This window comes from Sphingopyxis yananensis (assembly GCF_020687785.1).
Classification (GTDB): Bacteria; Pseudomonadota; Alphaproteobacteria; order Sphingomonadales; family Sphingomonadaceae; genus Sphingopyxis; species Sphingopyxis yananensis.
Genome location: NZ_JAJEWI010000009.1, coordinates 86,152 through 106,942, shown reverse-complemented (window position 1 = coordinate 106,942; position 20,791 = coordinate 86,152). Strand labels below are relative to the sequence as shown.

At 55.0% G+C, this 20,791-nt stretch carries 17 protein-coding genes; 12 read left to right on the top strand and 5 right to left on the bottom strand.

Annotated features, from left to right (window positions below):
• The 3 genes from LKO31_RS11605 to LKO31_RS11595 all read right to left on the bottom strand — a co-directional run bounded on the left by LKO31_RS11605 (nucleotide 1) and on the right by LKO31_RS11595 (nucleotide 3,552).
• Nucleotides 1-1,014 carry an alpha-ketoacid dehydrogenase subunit beta gene (locus LKO31_RS11605; RefSeq protein ID WP_227690729.1) on the bottom strand — a complete coding sequence of 338 codons (1,014 nt, stop codon included), beginning with the start codon at nucleotides 1,012-1,014 and terminating at the stop codon, nucleotides 1-3.
• A gap of 3 nt (nucleotides 1,015-1,017) precedes the next feature.
• Entirely contained in the window at nucleotides 1,018-2,247 is a 1,230-nt protein-coding gene (locus LKO31_RS11600; protein ID WP_227690728.1) for a thiamine pyrophosphate-dependent enzyme, read from the bottom strand.
• A 267-nt stretch (nucleotides 2,248-2,514) separates the two neighbouring features.
• A complete protein-coding gene (locus LKO31_RS11595; RefSeq protein WP_227690727.1) occupies nucleotides 2,515-3,552 on the bottom strand; it encodes a Leu/Phe/Val dehydrogenase in 1,038 nt (345 codons plus the stop codon).
• Between the two features lie 143 nt (nucleotides 3,553-3,695).
• Here LKO31_RS11595 and LKO31_RS11590 point away from each other — a divergent pair, with 143 nt between their 5' ends.
• The 9 genes from LKO31_RS11590 (at nucleotide 3,696) to LKO31_RS11550 (ending at nucleotide 14,509) form a co-directional block, all read left to right on the top strand.
• Nucleotides 3,696-4,166 carry an Lrp/AsnC family transcriptional regulator gene (locus LKO31_RS11590; protein WP_227690726.1) on the top strand — a complete coding sequence of 157 codons (471 nt, stop codon included), beginning with the start codon at nucleotides 3,696-3,698 and terminating at the stop codon, nucleotides 4,164-4,166.
• A 137-nt stretch (nucleotides 4,167-4,303) separates the two neighbouring features.
• A complete protein-coding gene (locus tag LKO31_RS11585; protein ID WP_227690725.1) occupies nucleotides 4,304-5,005 on the top strand; it encodes a type 1 glutamine amidotransferase domain-containing protein in 702 nt (233 codons plus the stop codon).
• 210 nt (nucleotides 5,006-5,215) lie between these two features.
• The gene (locus LKO31_RS15120) at nucleotides 5,216-7,849 is read left to right on the top strand and encodes a LuxR C-terminal-related transcriptional regulator (protein WP_227690724.1); all 2,634 of its coding nucleotides are present in this window, start codon (nucleotides 5,216-5,218) and stop codon (nucleotides 7,847-7,849) included.
• A gap of 272 nt (nucleotides 7,850-8,121) precedes the next feature.
• Complete coding sequence (locus tag LKO31_RS11575; RefSeq protein WP_227690723.1) at nucleotides 8,122-10,242, top strand: TonB-dependent receptor; 2,121 nt, start codon at nucleotides 8,122-8,124, stop codon at nucleotides 10,240-10,242.
• Nucleotides 10,243-10,468: 226 nt separating this feature from the next.
• Nucleotides 10,469-11,710, top strand: coding sequence for an NAD(P)/FAD-dependent oxidoreductase (locus tag LKO31_RS11570; protein ID WP_227690722.1), 1,242 nt, complete (start codon nucleotides 10,469-10,471; stop codon nucleotides 11,708-11,710).
• A gap of 2 nt (nucleotides 11,711-11,712) precedes the next feature.
• On the top strand, nucleotides 11,713-12,141 hold the full coding sequence (locus LKO31_RS11565; protein ID WP_227690721.1) for an SRPBCC family protein: 429 nt from the start codon (nucleotides 11,713-11,715) through the stop codon (nucleotides 12,139-12,141).
• Between the two features lie 351 nt (nucleotides 12,142-12,492).
• On the top strand, nucleotides 12,493-13,536 hold the full coding sequence (locus LKO31_RS11560) for a Rieske 2Fe-2S domain-containing protein (RefSeq protein ID WP_227690720.1): 1,044 nt from the start codon (nucleotides 12,493-12,495) through the stop codon (nucleotides 13,534-13,536).
• A gap of 129 nt (nucleotides 13,537-13,665) precedes the next feature.
• The gene (locus tag LKO31_RS11555) at nucleotides 13,666-14,067 is read left to right on the top strand and encodes a YybH family protein (RefSeq protein WP_227690719.1); all 402 of its coding nucleotides are present in this window, start codon (nucleotides 13,666-13,668) and stop codon (nucleotides 14,065-14,067) included.
• Between the two features lie 4 nt (nucleotides 14,068-14,071).
• Nucleotides 14,072-14,509, top strand: coding sequence for an SRPBCC family protein (locus LKO31_RS11550; RefSeq protein WP_227690718.1), 438 nt, complete (start codon nucleotides 14,072-14,074; stop codon nucleotides 14,507-14,509).
• Between the two features lie 159 nt (nucleotides 14,510-14,668).
• On the opposite strand, the gene LKO31_RS11545 is transcribed toward LKO31_RS11550, so the two are convergent.
• Both LKO31_RS11545 and LKO31_RS15115 read right to left on the bottom strand, forming a co-directional pair.
• Nucleotides 14,669-15,322 (bottom strand): response regulator, encoded by a 654-nt coding sequence (locus tag LKO31_RS11545; RefSeq protein ID WP_227690717.1) that lies wholly within the window; start codon nucleotides 15,320-15,322, stop codon nucleotides 14,669-14,671.
• Nucleotides 15,319-17,244, bottom strand: a complete 1,926-nt coding sequence (locus tag LKO31_RS15115; protein WP_227690716.1) for a sensor histidine kinase — start codon at nucleotides 17,242-17,244, stop codon at nucleotides 15,319-15,321. The genes LKO31_RS11545 and LKO31_RS15115 overlap by 4 nt, the downstream gene beginning before the upstream one ends.
• A gap of 181 nt (nucleotides 17,245-17,425) precedes the next feature.
• Here LKO31_RS15115 and LKO31_RS11535 point away from each other — a divergent pair, with 181 nt between their 5' ends.
• From LKO31_RS11535 to LKO31_RS11525, 3 genes are all read left to right on the top strand, one after another.
• Entirely contained in the window at nucleotides 17,426-18,601 is a 1,176-nt protein-coding gene (locus LKO31_RS11535) for a TMEM43 family protein (RefSeq protein WP_227690715.1), read from the top strand.
• Nucleotides 18,602-18,616: 15 nt separating this feature from the next.
• Entirely contained in the window at nucleotides 18,617-19,315 is a 699-nt protein-coding gene (locus LKO31_RS11530) for a hypothetical protein (RefSeq protein WP_227690714.1), read from the top strand.
• A 112-nt stretch (nucleotides 19,316-19,427) separates the two neighbouring features.
• Complete coding sequence (locus LKO31_RS11525; RefSeq protein WP_227690713.1) at nucleotides 19,428-20,204, top strand: hypothetical protein; 777 nt, start codon at nucleotides 19,428-19,430, stop codon at nucleotides 20,202-20,204.
• Nucleotides 20,205-20,791: the final 587 nt, after the last annotated feature.

The window sequence follows — 20,791 nt, the reverse complement described above, 5'->3', positions numbered from 1 at the left end:
TCAGACCTCCACCACGCGTTTCAAAGCTTCGCCAACCCGAGCGGGGCCCGGAAAATATTCCCATTCAAACGCATGGGGATAGGGTGTGTCCCAACCCGTCACCCGTTCCAGCGGGGCTTCCAGATCATAAAAGCAATGTTCCTGCACCAGCGCGACCAGTTCAGCGCCAAAGCCGCAGGTGCGTGTCGCTTCATGAACAATCACGCAGCGGCCGGTTTTAAGAACAGATTGCGTAATGCTTTCCAGATCAAGTGGAACCAGCGTGCGCAGATCAATGATTTCTGCGTCAATGCCGGTGTCCGCGGCGGCGGCAAGGGCGACATGCACCATAGTGCCATAAGCCAGCACGGTTACGGCCCGGCCAGCACGGACGATTTTCGCCTTGCCCAACGGCACGGTATAATGGCCATCGGGCACTTCGCTGTCCGCGTGCCCAGCCCAAGATTGCACAGGCCGGTCATGATGACCATCAAAAGGACCGTTGTAGAGGCGCTTCGGTTCGAAAAACAGCACCGGGTCATCATCTTCAATCGCAGCGATTAACAGTCCTTTCGCATCATAAGGATTAGAGGGAATTACCGTTTTTAAACCAGCTACATGCGTGAACACGCCTTCTGGGGACTGGCTGTGTGTCTGGCCGCCATAGATACCGCCGCCATAGGGACTGCGAACGGTAATCGGGGACCACCATTCGCCAGCCGTGCGATAGCGCATACGGGCCGCTTCTGAAATCAACTGATCTGCAGCAGGATAAATATAGTCAGCAAACTGAATTTCGACCACCGGCCGCTTGCCATAGGCCCCCATTCCAACGGCCACCGCAACAATACCGCCTTCGGATATGGGCGCATCGAAAACGCGTGCGGCGCCATGGGTGCGTTGCAGGCCGTCGGTGGCTCGGAAAACACCGCCAAAATAGCCGACATCCTGACCGAATATGATAACAGCAGGATCGTGATGTAACGCAACATCCATCGCGCTGTTGATGGCTTCGATCATATTTTTATGTGCCATGATTTAATATCCTGCCTGTTTGCGCTGCGCTTCCAGATGCGGCGGCATAATTTTATAAACATCATCGAACATGCTGGATGGCGGCAGACGCTCACCTTCCTTCAGCGTGCCATGGCTTTCTGAGGCTTTGCCTGCTGCGCGCACCTCTGTTTCCAGTTGTTTTTGCAGCGCATCATGGGCTGCTATGCTCCAGGCACCGCGAGAGATCAGATGGGCTTTCAGTCGTTCAATCGGATCGCCAAGCGGCCAAGCGTTCGGTTCCTCCATAGGGCGATATTTCCCTGGATCATCTGATGTGGAATGCCCCTCTGCCCGATACGTGAAATGCTCTATCACCGTTGGGCCCATTCCGGCCCGCGCTCGCTCTGCGGCCCATGCGGTGGCTGCGAAAACGGCCAGAAAATCATTACCGTCCACGCGTAGGGAAGGAATGCCAAAGCCAAGTCCGCGGGCTGCAAATGTGGTGCGTTCACCGCCTGCTATTCCGGCGAAGGAGGAAATGGCCCACTGATTATTGACGATGTTGAGGATAACCGGCGCCTGATAAACACTGGCAAAGGTGAGGGCGTAATGAAAATCGCCTTCTGCCGTCGCTCCATCACCGATCCACGCGGCGGCGATCCGGCGATCCTGATCTGCCGCAGCAGCCATCGCCCATCCGACAGCCTGACTATATTGTGTGCCAAGATTGCCAGAGATGGAGAAAAAGCCAGCTTCCCGGCTGGAATAGAAAACCGGCATCTGGCGACCCTTCAGCCGATCTCGGCTGTTGGAATAGACCTGATTCATCATATCTTCGAGTGGCCATTCACGCGCGATCAGCAGACCCTGCTGGCGGTAGGTTGGAAAACACATGTCGGCTTTTTCAAGTGCCAGCGCTGCCGCAACGGCCACGGCTTCTTCACCGGTGCATTTCATATAGAAACTGCTTTTGCCTTGGCGCTGAACCCGCAGCATACGGGCATCATATGCGCGCGTCAGCATCATCGCGCGCAGGCCCCTGATCAGAAAATCGCTATCGAGCAGCGGGTTCCAAGGACCGATGGCCTGATGATCATCGTTCATAACGCGGATCAGTGCATAAGCCAGATCGCGGATATGATCGGGGTGAATATCCACTGGAGGTCGCTCGACCGTGCCTGCAAGCGGGATGGGTAGATCTGAAAAACTGGGATGATCGCCGGGGCGGAAAAGGGGTTCCGGCACATAAAGTCCGCTGCTGTTTTGAAGCATGGTCAGCAATCCTGTTCGGAAAAATAAATCAGTTATTTGTGGAAACTTCCACGCGATCGACCATCACGCTGGAACGGATTATTTCGGCTATGCTGGCCGCGACATTGGCGGAAAGGCACGACTGGATAATGACCACCACCATCTAGCCTGCTTCTGTTTGACATGTGATCGTCGAAGGAATCAGGTTGCGCTGCGCAAAATGATTGACCAGTCGCAATAAGATATGTGGGGATATCGCGGTGCGGATGACAAATTGATGGAAGTGCATCAGCTTGCCGCTGCCATCCGCCTTTCCGCAATAATCTGTTGGGCCATTCTGTCAGCCACCACATGAGGTGGCGTATGCTCATCCGCCGCGATTTGGAGGATGCGAGCCAGACGATTGCCGATTTGCAATACCCTGTTTTCCACCTGGTCGTCGCTTTCGCCCAGATATTCTGCTGCGACGTTGATGATGCCGCCGGCATTGACGACATAATCTGGTGCATAGCTGATGGCGCGTTGCATCAGGGCTTCGCCGTCTGCTTCGGTTGCTAGCTGGTTGTTGGCAGCGCCACAAATCAGTCCGACCCGGAGAGTGGGAATCGTTTTTTCATTCAGCACAGCGCCCAATGCACAGGGCGCGAAAATCTCTGCATCCACCCTTAGAATTTCATCGACGTTGAGGTGATGGGCACCCAGTTCTTCGGCGAGAGCTGCAGCCTTTTCGGTGTCAATATCGGCGATGATTAGTTTCGCGCCTGCCCGATGAAGGAGACGGCACAGGCCCGCACCGACATTGCCGACGCCCTGCACGGCCACTCTCAGCCCTTTCAGATCCGAACCGAAACGAATCCGAGCGGCTATTTTCATGGCTTCAAAAACGCCGAGCGAGGTCCATGGCGATGGGTCTCCGCCCGCGCGGCCGCCGTGCTGCTCTAATCCCGCGACATAATATGTCTGCTGCCGGACTGTGCGCATATCGGAGATGCCAGTGCCGACATCTTCTGCCGTGATATATTCGCCCTGTAGTTCTTCGACCGAGCGACCAAAAAGGCGAAAAAGAGCTGTCCGGTCAAATGGTTCGTCGGGTTTGCGTAAGACGGCTTTGCCGCCACCAAAGGGTAGTCCCGCCAAGGCATTTTTATAGCTCATCCCACGGGCCAGACGCACTGCATCTTCAATCATATTCTGATCAGAAGCATAATGCCAAAGGCGGCATCCGCCTGCGGCGGGACCCAATGCTGTGGAATGGATGGCGATAACGCCGCAGATGTCAGAATTGTCATCCCTGATCAGGTGAAGGCGTTCCTGCAGGTCGGACATTTTATGCGGATCATGTACCAATTTCTCTCTCCTGTTACGAAAAGAGATACCATGGGATGTTTTGATAAAAATTGCTTTTTTACGCTCGATATTGATATATCTGGCATTGATAATCTACTTTATAGGTAAAATGAGAATTATTAATGCCAGATTTTTTAGATGCCATAGATAAGAAAATCCTGATGCTGTTGCAGCGGGATTCCTCACGGCCGATGACCGAAATAGCGGAGGAGATTGGCTTGTCGCAGGCGCCATGCTGGCGCCGTGTTCAGCGAATAAAGGATGCAGGATATATAAAAGCGCAGGTCAGCCTGCTGGATCGCAGAAAGATCGGGCTGAAGACGCATGTGTTTGCACAGGTGAAGCTGACGACAGTGGGGCGTAGCAATCTGTCGGATTTCACTGATGCAATCAAAGAGTTTCCCGAGGTGATGGACTGTTTTGTTCTGATGGGATCGGTGGATTTTATGCTGCGCATCATTACAGAAGATATCGAAGCCTATGAGCGCTTCTTCTTTGAACGCCTCTCTCGTGTGCCGGGTGTGCAGGAAATTAATTCGATGGTCGCCCTATCTGAAATTAAGTCGACCACGGAGCTGCCCTTGCTTTGGTGAGTGGTGGCTGAGCATCGCTGTGGCGGGGCGAGAATGAATTTCATCCTCTCTTCCCAATATCCCCCCTTTGGTTGGGCTGTCAGGCACTATGTTGCCGTGCAGTTTAATGATGATCAATGGTTTAAGGGATATTTTCTATGGCTGCTTCCGTCCTGTTTGTTTTAACCTCGCATGCAGACCTTGGCGACACTGGGCAAAAAACCGGAACATGGCTGGAGGAACTGGCTGCAGCTTATTATGTGCTGGTCGATGCCGGTTATACGGTGCAACTGGCGTCAGTGAACGGCGGTGCTGCACCTCTGGACCCCGCCAGCTTGGATGATCCTTGGCTGACGGATGCTGGCAAACGTTTTCAGGCTGACGAGGCGGCCTCTTCAGCTTTGGCATCGACGCCTCGTCTTGCCGATATTACGGCGGATGGTTTCGCTGCTGTCTATTATGTCGGTGGGGCCGGTGCGGCCTGGGATTTTCCTGTCGATGCCGATGTACGCCGTCTAGCCGAAGCCATTGACCGTGCAGGAGGTATCGTGTCCGGCGTGTGTCATGGGGTTTTGGGGCTGACCAGCGCTCAGGCGGCAGACGGGTCGCCACTGGTTGCTGGCCGCGCAGTGACGGCTGTCAGTAACAAAGAAGAAGAATTGACAACATTTGATAAGGTTGTGCCCGTTCTGCCCGAAAGTCGACTGGTTGAACTGGGCGGAAAATATAGCTCTGCGGCGGAGCCTTTCGGTGCCCATGTGGCGTCGGATGGCAATCTGATAACAGGACAAAATCCTGCATCTGCGCCGCTGGTAGCGCGCTTGGTGATGGCACGGCTGCGGGAAGATGTACCGGCCTGATATAGTCTGCAGAAAAGACGTTTGCCGCTTTTTGCAGGCGTGACATATTCTTTACTAAACGGAATAAAAGGTAGGCGTAGCGTAGGGGGGAAGACTATGACAAGGCAGACGGCTATCCCCGATCCAGTATCGGCATCCGCCCTTATCGCGGATAATCCTATGTCGTCTGCCTTGTTCCGACCTCCCCGGCTGAAGGGCTCCGCGGTAGAGGTGGAGCGCATCCGTGTGCTTCTTGATGATCATGCAGATTCCGTGAATTTGCTGTTGGGGCCGCCAGGCTGCGGGAAATCCACCGCCATGCTTCAGCATTATCAAAGGCTGGAAAAGCGTGGGCTGAACGTCCTTTGGATTAGTTTAACTGATCAGGACAATGAAACAGATAGTTTGATCGCGAAGCTGGCTATGGCTGTGTCAGGAGTTGGCCGCGACCCCCGAACGGTCGGATCAGGGGGGTGGCCGTTCAAGCGGGCATTGGATCTTTCCGAACTGCCCAACCTGCCGACAGGCACACATATATTTCTGGATGGGTTTGAACGGATATCCAATGCGGCGGCGCGAACGCTGATTGAAACCTTCATCCTTGCCATAGCCGAAGACAGTGGTTGCTATATTACGGCCCATTCTGTGCGCAGCGGAATGCTGCATGATGCAAGGCTGCGCGGTGTGGTGCACTGCGTGACCCATGATAATTTTCGCTTCACTGATGATGCGGCTGGGCAACTGCTGGGGGATGAATGGCCCAGAGCTCAGGTTAATCAGATCAATCGTATCGTAGATGGCTGGGCAGCCGGTCTTCGTTTTCTGGCGCAGGATAGCGATGCGACCCGGCGTATGCTGGAACAGGGAGCAAAAGGGCCGATCCCAGTTGCAATGGCGCATTATTATGATGATGTGGTCTGTGCTGCCATTCCACCCGTAACATTAGATGCCCTGATGGACGCCAGCGTATTGAATCGTTTCAATCCGCAGGCTTTTGCCAGTATCCCCGATCAGAGCTGCGGCTGGCAGGTCATAGAAGATCAGCTGAGGGCGGGACATTTTCTTCACCATCTGGATAGTGCTCGGCAATGGGTAGTTTTCCATCCTACATTTGGCCAGCATCTGCGTGATCGTTTACGCTGCGCTGATGGGCGACGGTTTGAACAGTTGCAGCGTTTCGCGGCAATCTGGTTTCGCGACAATGGTTTTCCGATGGAAGCCATGCGTCATGCTGGTCGTTTGACAGATGGAACGCTGGCGACCCGTATCATCGAAGATGCCGGAGGCATATTGGCGGAGTTGGGACGCGGGCCATTTATTGATTTCGAGCAGCCAGTCGGGCCAGGTCAGGCTATTGAACTGCCGATGGTTTTCCTAAGTCAGGTGTATTTGCAAGTACGAACTGGGCATGTCGTGCAAGCCCGACAGGCCTTTGAGCTTTTCCGTACACAGACGGAAGGCTTCACAGTGTTGAACAGCAATGTGGACGCCAATATGGCTCGTACATTCGCTCAGATCGTCGAAAATGTTATCGATATAACGGAAGATCATCCGGTTGACGCTGATCGCATCGTAACACTCGAAACGTTGATGGCGGATCATCTCGGTTCGGATCCGGTGATCGCTGCCAGCATCGCCTCTTTGCTTTCGATGGCTTATATCGAACTATCGCGTTTTGCAGAGGCCTCGACAATCTGTGACATTGGTTTCCATGCGCTGCGACAGGTTGGCCCAACCAAAGTGGCAATTTTCCTGCGTATTCAGCAAGCCAATATTGCACTGGCTCACGATACTGTCGGCAAGGCTGTACTTTGTATTGAAGATGGTTTGCGGCTTGCCCGGCTGGAGGGAGATTTTGGCCTTTATGAGGTTGTGGCGACCCAAATTTTGAGGGCCGAACTTCATTATGAGGCAAACGAACTGGAGGCTGCGCATGCTTTAATGGATGCCTCCATGGCACAGATCACGCAGGTTGGCAGTTGGATGGCTTTATGCGTTACTGGCTATACAATTGCGGCGGCGGTTGCCGGTATCCATAAGAATTATGACGCGGCTAATGAATTTTTGGTTGCGGCAGAAGCCGTGGCACGCCGTCGCGGTCTGCCGCGTCTGGCGCAATCCATGGCCATTGCTCGGATGCGGGAATTGATACGCGCGCGTATGTGGAAAGAAGCGGCATTATGGTTCGACGACCCGCTCTTTTCTGATCTGATCAGACGGGATTGCGGCAGTCTGCCTGAATTGCGTCTTCAGGCACAGGCTTTGATGGAAGCCGCCCGTTTCTCTTTGGATATGGGGCGTCCGGCAGAGGCGCTGGGTTGGCTGGAGCGGGTGAATAAAGATTATCTGGATGATAGCGATGTTCGCCATCGCTTCACTTTCCGTATGCTGACCATGCGCGCGGCTTTTGCGTTGCGGCGCTATAATGCGGCAGTGGATCATATGCTGGTAGCCATTGGATTGGCTATGCAATCTGGCCTGATGCGACGGGCCGTGACGAACCGGCGGGCTTTAATCGAGGTTTTTGACTGGTCCATTCGCAATGGGCGGCATGTGCCAAAGGCGATAGCGGCCTTTGTGAACGAAGTGCTGCGCTCGGCGGGCGAACTGGATGAAGCTGATGATCTGTTAAGAAGGCGTCCGCGACGCGGCCCTGCGGTGGTGACACCGAACTTTGCCCTCAGTCCCAGAGAAACAGAGATTATGGCTTTGATTGCAGAAGGGCTCCTGACCAAAGAAATAGCGGTGCGTTTGCAGATTTCCGAAGGCACGGTGAAGAGCCATCGCAAGAAAATTCATGAAAAGCTGGGTGTCATCAGCAAATCGCAGGCGATATCCCGTGCTCGTGAGTTGTTGATTATATAGGAAATATTCATTCCGTTTTTGATGAAATGGTGGTGACGGGGAGCCGGTTTTCGGATCGTCGAGACTATACATGCCTGCAATTAAAAGATCCGGTTGCATCCTGCACAACATCCCCCTTTTTGAGGGCTAGGGGACAGGGTGCAGCCATGGTTTGAAGGTCCAAGAACAGGTTACATCTCCTGCATCGGGGGAGTGATCGGGTATAGGGCAAGGCGCAGATCTTGTTCGACCCGGCCGCGCGGAGGAACACGCGTGTTACAAAGGAGGGATCGATGAAGAAATTTGTTATGATGTCATCGCTTTTGGCATTGGCTGCTGGCGGCAATGAAGTGGCGCTGATTCAGAATGCGTCGGCTGCGGAAGCGAACCGCGGTGATTCAGGCTTTGGCGATATTGTCGTGACGGCGCGTCGCCAGAGCGAAAGCCTGCGGGATATTCCGGATGCGATTCAGGCTTTCGGCAGCGAAGCGCTGGAGCAGGCGGGCGTGACTTCGGTGAATGACCTTTCTAGTTTGGTTTCGGGCTTTCACGTCGTGGAAGCGCAGCAGCCGGGTGTTTCGATGATCAATATTCGCGGGATCGGTCAGAGCCGCTTTGGAGAACCGCCTATCGCCGTTGTTATCGATGGTGTGCAGCAGGTTTCTGCAAACCAGCTGACACAGGACTTGTTTGATATTGAACAAATCGAGTTTTTAAAAGGTCCGCAAGGAGCGCTTTATGGGCGTAATGCGTTGGGGGGAGCGATCAATATCGTAACGCGCAAACCGGGCGACCATTTTGAAGGCAGCCTGCAGGCCAGCTATGCAGAAGGTGATGATTATAAAATTGGTGCTTTTGTTTCTACACCGATAGGGGAAATGGCTGGCCTGCGACTGGCAGCAAGCTATCGCAATCGTGATGGCCAGATTTATAATCAGACGCTGGATGACTATGTTGATTATGATGAAACCTATACGGTGCGTGGCTCGCTGCTGCTGCGCCCTACGGATAGGGTGGAAATCGACTTTTCTGGCAGCTATCTCGATCAGAAAGGCGGAGCGGCTTATTATGTGCCTGGGCCGCCCAATGCGACCCGTGAACCGGTACAAGGCAATCTGATGGGCCTTGGAAAGCGCAAGCTCGGCGATGCGTCAGTCAAATTTAAACTGGATGCCGGGGATGTGACGCTTCAATCTGTCACGGCCTATTCTTCGGTGCAGTCCTATATTTTTGAGGATCTGGAGTGGTTGCCTGATGACCTGCTGAGTGCGACGCAGGACATTCGGGTGAAGGCCATGACACAGGAACTGCGCCTTTCTTCCAACAATTCTGCGGCGCGCCTGCGCTGGGTTGCTGGCCTTTATTATCTTCATATTGACCAGCGGATTGAAACCAATGTTTTCCTGCGCCCAGATCTGACCGGCCTTGCGGATCCGCTGCTTGGTTCCCGTATTTCTACCAAAGATGATAATAATGCTTATGCCATATTCGGACAGCTGGTTTATTCTTTGACGGACCGGTTCGAGGTAACGGCGGCTCTGCGTTACGACATTGATGATCGACGACAGACGGATTATACCACGCTATCCGGCGATCCGGTCATCTATGATGCGACATTCCGATCTTTGCAGCCCAAAGTGTCGCTTGCATATAAATTTGACAGCGGCGATCTTCTTTATGCCACTGTGGCCAAGGGTTTCCGCAGCGGCGGTTTCAACAATAATTCGGCGATTACGCGCAAGTTTAATCCGGAAGAATTGTGGAATTATGAGCTAGGTTTCAAAACTGTGCTGGCTGACCGCAAATTATTTGTGAACGGAGCAGCATTTTATACGCCGATCACGGATCGTCAGGTTTATGGGATTGATCTGCGCACCGGTGCCGATCAATTCATCGTTAATCCTATTCCCAAATCTCATATCGTCGGTGCCGAACTCGAAGTAACCGCGATGCCCGTGCATGGCCTGACTCTCAGCTTTGGCGGAACGGTGCTGCGGACCAAGATCGACGAATATGATCCAAGCATTTTGTCCGTGACGAGCATGAACGGCGATTATCGCGGCAATCGGCTCAATCAGGTGCCAGAGTGGAGCGTGAATGCGGCCATTCAATATACGGCTGACCTTGGCGGCGGCGGAAAAATAATTCCGCGCTTCGATATCCGCGGTTCGGGTGGAAATTATTATTGGGAAATTGATAATGCGGACAAACGAGATACGGTTTGGCTCGCCAATGCACGCCTGACTTATAGCAGTGATCGTTTCGAGATTGCTGTCTTTGCGAACAATCTGTTCGATGTCGAATATGATATGGAATATGTTTCTCCAAGCGCAAGCGGTCATATCGCGGGCATGGGGATTGGCGCACGCAACATGCCACGGCAGTTCGGCGTCAGCAGCCGGGTGAATTTCTAACCTGTCGTTTGAAACCATGGCTGATCGGCACCGCATAATGTTTGAGCAGGCGTTGTCGATCAGCCGGTGAAGATTATATGTGCTCTGCCGAGCCGCATATTTACTTCTATATGCAAAAAGAAGCTGTTGAATGATGGCAATATCTGGCCCGCAAGCCCTGTCCGCCGCGCTATGGCCGCACCAGACTTCCCCTTTTGATCGCGGGTTGGCCCTGCGGGGAAGCCATATGGCTGACGTAGTCATTATCGGTGCGGGATATTCGGGCTTGTCTGCTGCCCTGCATCTTGCGGAGCAGGGTATGGATGTCGCCATCATAGAGGCCGATCAGCCAGGTGGCGGAGCGTCGGGCCGCAATGCGGCAGGGTGGTTTCCTGTTTATTTCGATAAGGGACCGGATGATATTACGCGTGAATTAGGACCGGTGCAGGGCGATGCGCTCAATCGCATGGTCGTTGAATCTGCAAGGCTTGTGCCAGCTCTTGTTCAAAAATATAAAATGGATGCGGATTTACGCCAATCGGGCATCGCTATCCTATCGGAATCGCCGAAAGCGGCACCTGCTCAGCGGCATCTGGCACAGCGCTGGAATGATTTTGGTGGGAATGTCGATTTTCTTGGGTCGGAAGCTGTGCGTTCTATTGTGGGCAGTGATCGGGCGGCCCATGCCTTGCTGTTTCGCGACGCCGGAACTTTAAATCCTTTTGCTTATGCCACAGGTCTGGCTAATGCCGTGGTGGATGCTGGCGTGCGTCTGTTTACCGGCGCTCCGGCAACGCATATGGAACAAAGCTCTGACATATGGCGTGTCTTGACATCTCATGGCTCGATAGCAGCGCAGCATGTGCTGATCGCGACCGAAGGATATGAAGCGAATAAGACGCTGTGGCCGGGGTTGGAGAAACATCATTATCGCCTGCCTTTCGCGATAGTCGCTTCTGATCCTGTTCCGGAATTTGTTGAGCGGATCATGCCAGCCGGAATTCCCATGACCGACACAAACAAAGCCAATCCCTTCTGGCTTATGGCGGATCGGGATGGGCGTCTGGTGGCATCGCTATTGCCGCCGCTGCGTGATGCCGCTTCTGCTGCGGATGTGGCGCGGCCATTGGAAAAAAAACTCGGCCGTTTATTTGGTGCGTTGCCTGCATTGAATTGGTCGCGTTTCTGGATCGGGACGGTGGCGGTATCTGCGGAAAAAATCCCGCGTTTGCTATCTCTGGCGCCGGGTGTTCATGCCATTGGCGGTTATTCGGGGCAGGGTATCGGTGCTGCCACTGCCGCCGGTCAGGAATATGCCAAGCTGATTGTTCATGGGGATCGGACGGCATGCCGATTGCCTTTTTTTGATCCGCGCCCAGTGCCTTTGCGCCGGGCGTTTCCGTTCATCGTACGAAATTTTGCCGCTCCGCTGGGGCGGGCAACCGACCGATCCTATCGCGCTGCGCCGAAAATTTTTGTGGAGAATTGACTATGGCTGTCGCAACCGTTGCGGAATATATCAATGCTCCGGCACAGCAGGTGTGGGAACATATCAGCTGGCATGGCGTAGCAAAGCTGGAAGGTGGTTTATTTCAGCGAATAGAGTTTTTTGGTGACGAGCCTGTGGTCGGCATCACCAAAATGCTGCACTTGGCAGAGGGTTTACCCGTGCTGGAGCGTCTGGAAGCGGTGGATGAGGCTGATCGTACCTATCGCTATCGCGTGATAGATGAAGGCGATCTGCCGGTTACGGATTATTGCGGCTATGTGCGGGTGACACCCTGTGGGCCTGATGCCTGTCATGTTAAGATTGAAAGTTCATTTACGCCTGTGTCTGTTACAGAGCAGCAATGGGTTGCGACATGGACGGGAATGGAACAATCCCTTATTGCGCAGATCCGCGAAATTCTGGGGGTTTAAAAACCAACTTCACCTGCCTTTGACAGAGCAGGGCTGAAAATGTGACCGGACGCAGTGCTGTAATCGCGGATCTGTAACCGCAATTTGGGCGGCCTTTTCGCGGTGCATAGCGCTGTGGGCGATGGTTGCATTTCGTCTCTTACCATTGACGACAGAGCGGACCGTTCGGGCAATGGTCGCGCTTGTGTGCTGTGCAACATGGAGAGAGGCAGGGGGGATAGGCAAGCAGGGGTAATGTCTCTCCCCCCTTTGGTTGGCTACGCTCGGTTCCTGCTGCTCATATGATCAGACACACCCGAACCCGCGTTAAAACATCGCGGTGCATTCGCAATCATGATCAGGAGAGTTAAGATGAACGCGACCGTCGCCAATCCGCAGGACAAGCTTTATATTCGCAAACCCATTCCAGTGGCAGAACGTAAACGTGTGATTGGTATGCACGTGCCTCGCGAAGGCGAGGATGGATTGTTCAGCCAGTCTTGGTTTCCGATTGCCTTGTCTGATGAAGTGCCGGTGGGCGGAATTATTGGCCGTGATTTTCTGGATGGCCGCGTGGTGATTTATCGCGGCGTAGACGGTGTTGCGCGTATTCAAAGTGCCTATTGTCCGCACATCGGTGCAGACCTTGCTGTCGGAACGGTCGTGGAAAATCGCGTTCAATGTGCATTTCACAAGTGGGAATATGATGAAAATGGCATGTGTGTGAAAACCGGTGCTGGTTTTCCGCCTCCGGCCAATGCCTGTCTCTATACGTTTCCGGTGACGGAGCGGTTCGGTATTATTTATGTTTTCAACGGTCATGAGCCACTCTGGCAACTGCCAGATTTTGAATATGCAGATGATGAGCTTGTCGCTAGCCCCTTCACATCTGAGCTATATAATTGTGATCCTTGGATTTTTGCGTCCAATACCCCAGACACCCAACATATTTCTGTCGTACATGGGTTTCGCTTTAAAGCTGATGATCCTTCCAAAACCTGCGAATGGGAGGATTGGGGCTTTCGCATGAAGATTGATGCTTGGCATCAGGACAATGAGGAACTCGCTTGGGAAGCGGGCATTTATGGCAGCAGCATTTTTCTGCAACAGGGCATGACCGATGGCTGGTGGCTGGGTATTGCTGCGGGATTTTCTATGCCCCGTCCGGGCAATCATGTGGTGTATATCTCCGCTTTGGTTCGTAATGTGGAAATGGAAGGCGGCAAGACGATTCAGGAACGACTGGATTATGGCAAGATGCTGCTGGCCCGCACGGCGGCAGAAGATAAGCCGATCCTTGATTCGATCCACCATCGTGTCGGCTTTTTGACTAAGGCGGATACAGCGCTTGGCAAATATTTCCGCTTTCTGCAAAATTACCCGCGCGCGCACCCTTCCGCAGACTTTATTCGCTGATCCAGATTGCGGGCGGTTTCTGATCTGATGTGATCGCAGGCCGCCCAGCCTGATCAGCAATTTTCCCGTCATTTCAATTTAAAATGGTCAGCCGATCCGGCTGATGGCCAGTTTTAACGGAGGAACATCATGTCCAATATCGCATCCGACGCAGTCAAGAGCGTCATCAAAGAACGCAGCGATATATTTGAACGGAATTTTGCCAGCGGCGATGCCGCGGCTTTGGTGCGCGACTATTATGTGGCCGATGCGCTTGATCCTGTCGTTTCGGCAGGCGATGGACCGGCGCTGGTGGGCCATGCCGCGATCACAGAATTGTTTGAAGCTTTTGTTGGTGCATTTGAAAAAGCACGGCAAGTTCCCCGCTTTATTCGGGCTGAAGGGGATATGGCGTATGAAATCTCCAACAGCTATCTGACCCCCAAAGGCGGCGGTGATGAAGTGGAATATCGCTATGTCGCCACATGGCGCCGCTGCGAAGACACATGGCGGGTCGATTCTGATTTCTTTGCCCCCGGCCCATTGGTCTGAGATTATGGCAGATTTTGAAATTGCGACGCGCTTTAATGCGCCTGCCGACGTCGTCTGGTCCTATGTCAACTGGGCGGGCATGCCACGGCTGACAGAAGGCGGATTTTTTACCAGCGCCGATTTTCCCGAAGGTCCGGAAATTCGTCCCGGTGCATTGCGGCGGGTGACGACGCCGGACGGATCGGCTTTTATAGAGCAGTTAGTCGAGGAAGTGAGCAATCGGATACATGTTTGCCGCTACACATTGGTGGATACTGGTCCGTTTCCGTTGACCGATTATAGCGGTATCGTGGTGGTGACCCCCGCTGGCGATGGTTGCTGCCTAAAGTTTGGGCACCGCGCGACGCTGGTTGATGTTTCAGAAGAGGAGTGGCGGTCTTCATGGCTCTCAATCGAGAATCAGGTCTTTGATTTTATTCGTCAAAAAGTTGAATGCTCCTGAGCATAAACTGCGCCCTGAAATGATAAAAGAAAGCAAGGCCGTGTAACGCGGCCTTGCTTTCGCCATAAATTTCCCTTTCTTAAGCTCGCTGGCCTGGTCATTGTCAGGCAGTGGGCGCCCAAACCAAGAAATGCCCATGCGGGGGCGTTCAGCGTGGCTCTACAGGTTCAACTGACCGCTTTGGACGGCGGCGTAGACGGCCTCGCCACGCGAATTGACTTCGAGCTTGCGGTAGATCGCCTTGACATGGCCGCCCACGGTCAGCGGAGAAATGCCGAGTTCACGCGCTGCGGCCTTGTAGCTATGGCCGCGCGCGAACAGTGTGAGCAGTTCGGTCTCACGCGGGGTCAGCGGCTCACCCTGCGGCATCGGACTACCGGAAACGTCCGATTGCCTCAGCCTATCGAGCAGGAAGATCGCAGCATCTGGGCTGATCGGCGCTCCACCGGCCAGCGTGGCACGGATGCCGTCCAAGATTGTTTCGGCGGTGCTGTCCTTCAGCAGATAGCCGTCAGCCCCAGCGCTGAGCGCCGAGACCACGGTTTCCCGATCACCGAATGCGGTGATCACAAGAGAGAGAATGCCAGCTTCCTTGAGGGGAGGGATCAGGGTAAGTCCAGAGCCATCGGGCAGGCCGAGGTCGGTCAGGACCAGATCGGGCTTTTGGTCAAGAAAGGCCGCCGCTTCCCCCAGCGTATTCGCGATGCCACCCAATAACAGATCGTCGGCGGACTGGATAATCTCGGCGAAATAGTCGCGCACTGGCGCGCTGTCTTCGAGGATCGCGACGACATGTTGTGTGTGCTCGGTCATGCTACGGCCCGCAACATGGGCTGGGCCGCGACGCGCAAGACCAAGCGCAGCCCCGGCGCGGCATCCTCATAGTTGATTTCACCACCGATCGCCTCGGCGCGTATGCGCATATTGCCAAGACCGTGGCCGCGACCAAGTTCTTCCGCCAGTCCCGTGCCATCGTCCGCAATTATAACGCAGAGTGCATAGTCGGGTGTATCCAAGACAGTGATGCCGATCCTACTTCCGCCCGAATGCTTCAGCGCGTTGGTCACAGCCTCTTGCATGATCCGAAGCAGGTGCAGCACTTGCCGGGGAGGCAGATCGGGTGTCTGTGTCATAAGAACGTGCCAATCGAAGGTGAAGCCAGCGTCTTCGACACGCGAACGGGCGCGCGCCTCGAACAGCTGGAGCATCGTCGCGAGCGACGTCACAGTGGAGTCGACGGAATCGATCATCAACCGAACCTCGTCCATCACTTCCTGCAACTTCTCGGCGATCCGCGCTTGGTTCACAGCGCCGCGGCGGACAGAGAGCAGCAGCCCCACCAATTGCCCGCCGACCCCGTCGTGCATGTCGCGCATCAGGCGGCGGCGTTCCTCGCTGCGCGCTTCGCGGCCGACCAACTCACGTTCGCGTTGGTGCGCGGTGGCAAGCTCGGCCTCGCGCGCCTTGACCGTTGCCTCGAGCAGATTGTTGAGCTCAATCGCCGATTGGAAAAGCGTGAAATTGCGTTGCAGAAAGGCGACGACAAACGCGAGTAGGAGCAAGGGGGCGCTGTCCATCAGATAGCCGCCCGCGAGCAGCCCGAAGCGTTCGCCGATCGCATCGAGCGCAAGGCAGACCGCACAGATCGACAGTAGGGCGGCTTCGAGATGGCGATCCTCGGGCGCGCGGGCGAAATGCCAGACAAGCCGGACGACAACAGAAATGCCCAAGAAGAAGGTCAGCCAAGTCCAGCTTTCGTTGATCACGTCGAAGCTAAGCGGCATCGCCAATGTGGTGAGCGAGGCGACGCATGCTGTATTGAACGCCAGCCAGATGCCAAGCAAGGCGGGCTGGAGATAGCGCAGGGGACGGCGAGTCCAGGCATCGATAAAGCCAAGCAGGCTTAGGGCGATTGCGGTATTGACTGCGTAAAAGAATAATATGCGACCGATGCCACCGAACGGCAGGGTGAAATAGAGGCCGTATGCAGCAAAGGCGGTCCACGACCAGCACAGGACCACCAGCCAGGCCGCGAAGCGGCGATCGCGTGAGCGGAACAGCAGGATCAGCGCAAACAGCCCAAGGATGAACGTCATCCAGCCGCCGAGCATGCGAAGGTCGATCGTCTGCCAGAAACGCATTTCTGTCGCCGTGCGCACCTGTTCATAATGCCCCATCAGCGGAGGATAGAGATCGGTATAGGGATAGCCGTGCCGCACGGAGATGTAGGATAATTGGTTCGTGCCGGGCTTGAGCAGGCCGGCCGGAATATGGATCAAATAGGCGCGCTGGCCATGGAAGGTCTGCTTTCCCGCTTCCATCACGCCGAGCTGATGGACGATCGATCCATTGGCGCGGATGATAAAATTATCCGCCTGCTGGAAGGCGATCAGCCCCAAACCTTCGGCGGGCACCTGCGCCAGATCGAAATGAGTCCGTAGGGCTAGATATGCGGGGTCGCAGCAATCAGTGTAGGGAAGCTCAACCGCCTTATATTGTCCCGCATCGGCGGCGGTAGGGGTGGGTTGCGACAATTCCGCGATCTCGAACCTCGAAAAAGCGATTTGGTCGATATCATAGCCGGTCGAACCGAGCCCCCAAGGGGAATAGAAGACGCCCCAAAACAGGGCCTGTGCGGCAAGGATAAACAGTCCTAGACGGAAAATGTGGCGAAATCCCCGACCTGCAGGCTGGTGTTCGTGTTGATCGCTCGAAACATCTTCGCTGACTGCCACCCGATACACTCCGACCACGCCCGATCCAGACAGCAGGCGCCATAAGGATGGTTCGTTCGCGAGGCAATATGTTACCCCCCATATCTATGGCGCAGATTGATGGCGGGCGAAGACCCTATCGTGCGGAGATTATGTTGGGGACGCGCTGCGTTCCCGCCATGCCCGTATTTCGAGAGTATTCATGTCCGATCCTATCACCATTACCACGCACACATCTTGGTTTTCTCGGCTTGGCTCCGCGTTTCGCGGCGTCGCAACCGGCATCGTCATCATCTTGACGGCTCTCGGTTTCCTGTTTTGGAACGAGGGCCGCACGGTCGACGGGATCCGCAAGAACAACGAGGGTTCCGCCGCTGTTGTTCCGGTATCCCCAAGCTGGGTGGACCCTGCGAATGAAGGCCGCCTGATCTATCTTACTGCACCGGTACAGGCCAAAGACATGCGGCAGGACAGCACAATTGGGATCGGTTCGGATGCGCTAATCCTTGCCCGTAAGGTCGAATATTATCAATGGCATGAGGCTCGCAAGCAAGAGACCCGCACCAAGCTGGGTGGCGGTGAGGAAACCATCACCACCTACAGTTATGATCGCCAATGGAGCGACGTGCCACAGGATAGTTCGGGCTTTCAACAGGCCGCCGAACACCAGAACCCGACGCCGACGCTAAGGAATGCCGAATTCCGCGCAGAACGGGGCACGGTCGGTGCGTTCGCGATCGATGATAAGGTGATCAATAGGCTGACAGCCGATCAGCCGCTCTCGCTACTTCCCCAGCAGGTCGAGGCTGCGGCTAAGGCCTTGTCGCGCCCTGTGATCGCGGCTGAGGGCGGGCTCTATATTGGCGATAACCCCGCCGATCCTAAGATTGGCGATATGCGCATTTCCTATACGACAGTACCGCAGGCAACGACGATCAGCATCGTAGCGGCACAGACTTCGGCTGCGCTGCAACCCTATCCCACCAAGTCGGGCTCGCCGATTCTAATGGTGCGCACCGGCACGGCGTCGGCGGACCAGATGTTTGCTCAGGATAAGGCGAGAAACAAGACGCTGGCCTGGCTGTTTCGCGGGATAGGTTTCGTCTTGGTCATTACGGGGCTCAAGATGCTCCTCGGCCCGCTCGGCGTGATCGGCGATGTCGTCCCGTTGATGGGATCGATCATTCGCATGGGTACCGGCTTCATCGCCACGGTCGTCGGCCTAGCGCTGGGAACGGTCACTATCGCGGTGGCCTGGCTCTTCTACCGCCCAATCCTCTCGATCATGCTGTTCGCGATCATCGGTGGCGCGGTCTATAGCGCGATCTGGTGGCGCAATAAGCGCGCCCCAACGCCCGTCGTCACTGGCGCCGCCTGAACAGGGACAGACATTATGCAGCGCGCCGTCTTGTTTGCCATGGCCTTTGCCGCCGTCCTGACTCTGGCCCTAACATTGGCGACACCGAGCAAGGGGAGTGAGCAAAACTCTGATCCCTTCCACGCCATGGGTGTTAAAATCTGTACGCAGATGCTGGACGGCACATTGGGTGAGGGGTTCCATCCGCGTTATTATCGGGAACGGCTTGCAGCGGGGCATTTGCAACGCGATGCTTTCTGCCACTGCGTCGGCAGCATCTTTGCCGATGATCCCGATGATCGCTTTGGCCTATTTTCAGCGACCGGCGATGCGGAGGCCGCGGCAATGACGGCCAAGATCACAGATGCCCTTGAAACCTGTAATGCCATGGACGGTGATCTGGTCGATATGGATAGTCCAACCGACCCTTATAATCTGGACGGGGATCTGCCCGACTATGTCCCTGCCGACACGCGGTTGGCGGTTGATGAAAGCGGTTACGAGATGTGTCGTATGTTCGTGGATGATGCGACGCTGATCCCCGGATTTACTTCACAAATCGTGAACCAGCGGTTGCAGCGCACGGGACAGTCCGCAACCGACTTGTGCAGCTGTTCTGCCCGCAAGATGTCGGCCAAAGCCGAGCAGTTGGAAAAGGAAATCCAGGATGCCCCCAATCCCTCGGTCGTTTATGCCAGCACATTGGGGGGAGTGATCCATAGCTGCCTCAAGTAGCAAGCCCCCACATCTATGGCATGGATTTCGGTCCAACTGGGCTCCTAGATCAGCACCAGTTCAACCGTGCGGCAAATGCTTGTTATCGCGGCCGCAATCTGGAGCTTTGCACATGATCAAGAAAATTGGGGGCCTCGCATTCATCGTTGTCGGCGCGTTCACTATAATGCCGGCCGCCGCACAGTCCGGCCCGACCAATAGCCGTGTGATGCCGATGGAGGGCGCCACTGTTTGTCCGACCGGCTGGATGGAAGGCAATGGCACGTCAGGCCGACCCGCGCTTAAGCATTGCTATCCGCAATCGAACGGCCAGTCGCCAATGGCCTATCGCTATCGCGGTTCGTGCATGGAAGGATATGGTGTCAATGGTACCGAGTGGTGCGTCAGGGGCTTTGTCACGGTGCCTGAATATGCGGCCGCCAATAAAATCAATAAGCGCGATATTCGCGATCGCTGTCCGGCCGGCTATCACAGCTATAAAATGGTCTGCTCAAGCGAATATGCCGAAGCGCCGGCCGCCCGCTGGAAGGGGGCCAGTGCATGCAATGCCAGCGAATTGGTTGAATGGGGCGTCTGGTGCGTATCAAATTATCAGCGGTTGAGCGCTATTCAGGTCAGCAGCGCAGCAAAGCGCGATTGGAACAATATCTATACCGCGACGCAGGGCAAGGCACCGACCCAAAGTCCAGACGATGACTATAGCGAATTGTACAAGCAGCTGTTTGGTGCACCCGGTGCTTCGCAAAGCATCAACGAACGTGTGGCGCCTGGTTCTGCCGCTACCGCACCGAGCTCTGTTGCAATTGGCACGCCCTGTGCGACTGGCCGCGCGGTTGGCGGTTTGTTGGGGGGCAAGCTCGGCAAGGCGATTGGCGGATCCGCCTGCTAAGCTGCTGACCTGAGTCTGCTTGGCACGTGAAGTCCTCATATATAGGATATATGGGCGTCGTGGCTGGGATCAGTAACGACGCCTCCATCTTAACTTTCAATCGCCGGAAGATGTTGTAGGAATGTCTCGCCTTAGGGCATGCTGACGATCGGCGGGTTCCCATTCGCCGAACCAACGGTTTTGGAAAAAGCGACTGTTCACACCCACGCCTTTGGACAGCGCGAATTGGGTCACAGCACTCGTCAACAATGTGTGTCCTGTCATCCTCAAAGCTGTTGGTCGCAATCTCCAACAATTTCTCACGCGGCGGGGTGTGCTGGGGTCGCAGGCTGCCCGTGGGATGGCGTGTGTCCGTAGTTGGATTGGGTCTTGCTTCCTTGTTTCCTTGCTTTCCTTTCAAGCCAATATCTTGTTCGCAGCATTGGTTCGATATCATCATCTGAGCGTCTCGATGCTGTGCGGTGCTGGTGAATGCTTGCTGTTCTGATGATGTGCTGTACCATCCTGTGGTCATTGGGGCGCGATATCAGTCACATGAGATATTTGTAGAGGGATAGGCCGGTTGGATTGGTTCGTATTTCTTGTCG

Coding starts and splice junctions, on each gene's coding strand:
- LKO31_RS11600 (WP_227690728.1), bottom strand. CDS start 2,247: ATGCTTCAAAACAGCAGCGGACTTTATGTGCCGGAACCCCTTTTCCGC.
- LKO31_RS11555 (WP_227690719.1), top strand. CDS start 13,666: ATGTCCAATATCGCATCCGACGCAGTCAAGAGCGTCATCAAAGAACGC.
- LKO31_RS11565 (WP_227690721.1), top strand. CDS start 11,713: ATGGCTGTCGCAACCGTTGCGGAATATATCAATGCTCCGGCACAGCAG.
- LKO31_RS11590 (WP_227690726.1), top strand. CDS start 3,696: ATGCCAGATTTTTTAGATGCCATAGATAAGAAAATCCTGATGCTGTTG.
- LKO31_RS11575 (WP_227690723.1), top strand. CDS start 8,122: ATGAAGAAATTTGTTATGATGTCATCGCTTTTGGCATTGGCTGCTGGC.
- LKO31_RS11545 (WP_227690717.1), bottom strand. CDS start 15,322: ATGACCGAGCACACACAACATGTCGTCGCGATCCTCGAAGACAGCGCG.
- LKO31_RS11525 (WP_227690713.1), top strand. CDS start 19,428: ATGATCAAGAAAATTGGGGGCCTCGCATTCATCGTTGTCGGCGCGTTC.
- LKO31_RS11605 (WP_227690729.1), bottom strand. CDS start 1,014: ATGGCACATAAAAATATGATCGAAGCCATCAACAGCGCGATGGATGTT.
- LKO31_RS11550 (WP_227690718.1), top strand. CDS start 14,072: ATGGCAGATTTTGAAATTGCGACGCGCTTTAATGCGCCTGCCGACGTC.
- LKO31_RS11530 (WP_227690714.1), top strand. CDS start 18,617: ATGCAGCGCGCCGTCTTGTTTGCCATGGCCTTTGCCGCCGTCCTGACT.
- LKO31_RS11585 (WP_227690725.1), top strand. CDS start 4,304: ATGGCTGCTTCCGTCCTGTTTGTTTTAACCTCGCATGCAGACCTTGGC.
- LKO31_RS11570 (WP_227690722.1), top strand. CDS start 10,469: ATGGCTGACGTAGTCATTATCGGTGCGGGATATTCGGGCTTGTCTGCT.
- LKO31_RS11595 (WP_227690727.1), bottom strand. CDS start 3,552: ATGTCCGACCTGCAGGAACGCCTTCACCTGATCAGGGATGACAATTCT.
- LKO31_RS11535 (WP_227690715.1), top strand. CDS start 17,426: ATGTCCGATCCTATCACCATTACCACGCACACATCTTGGTTTTCTCGG.
- LKO31_RS11560 (WP_227690720.1), top strand. CDS start 12,493: ATGAACGCGACCGTCGCCAATCCGCAGGACAAGCTTTATATTCGCAAA.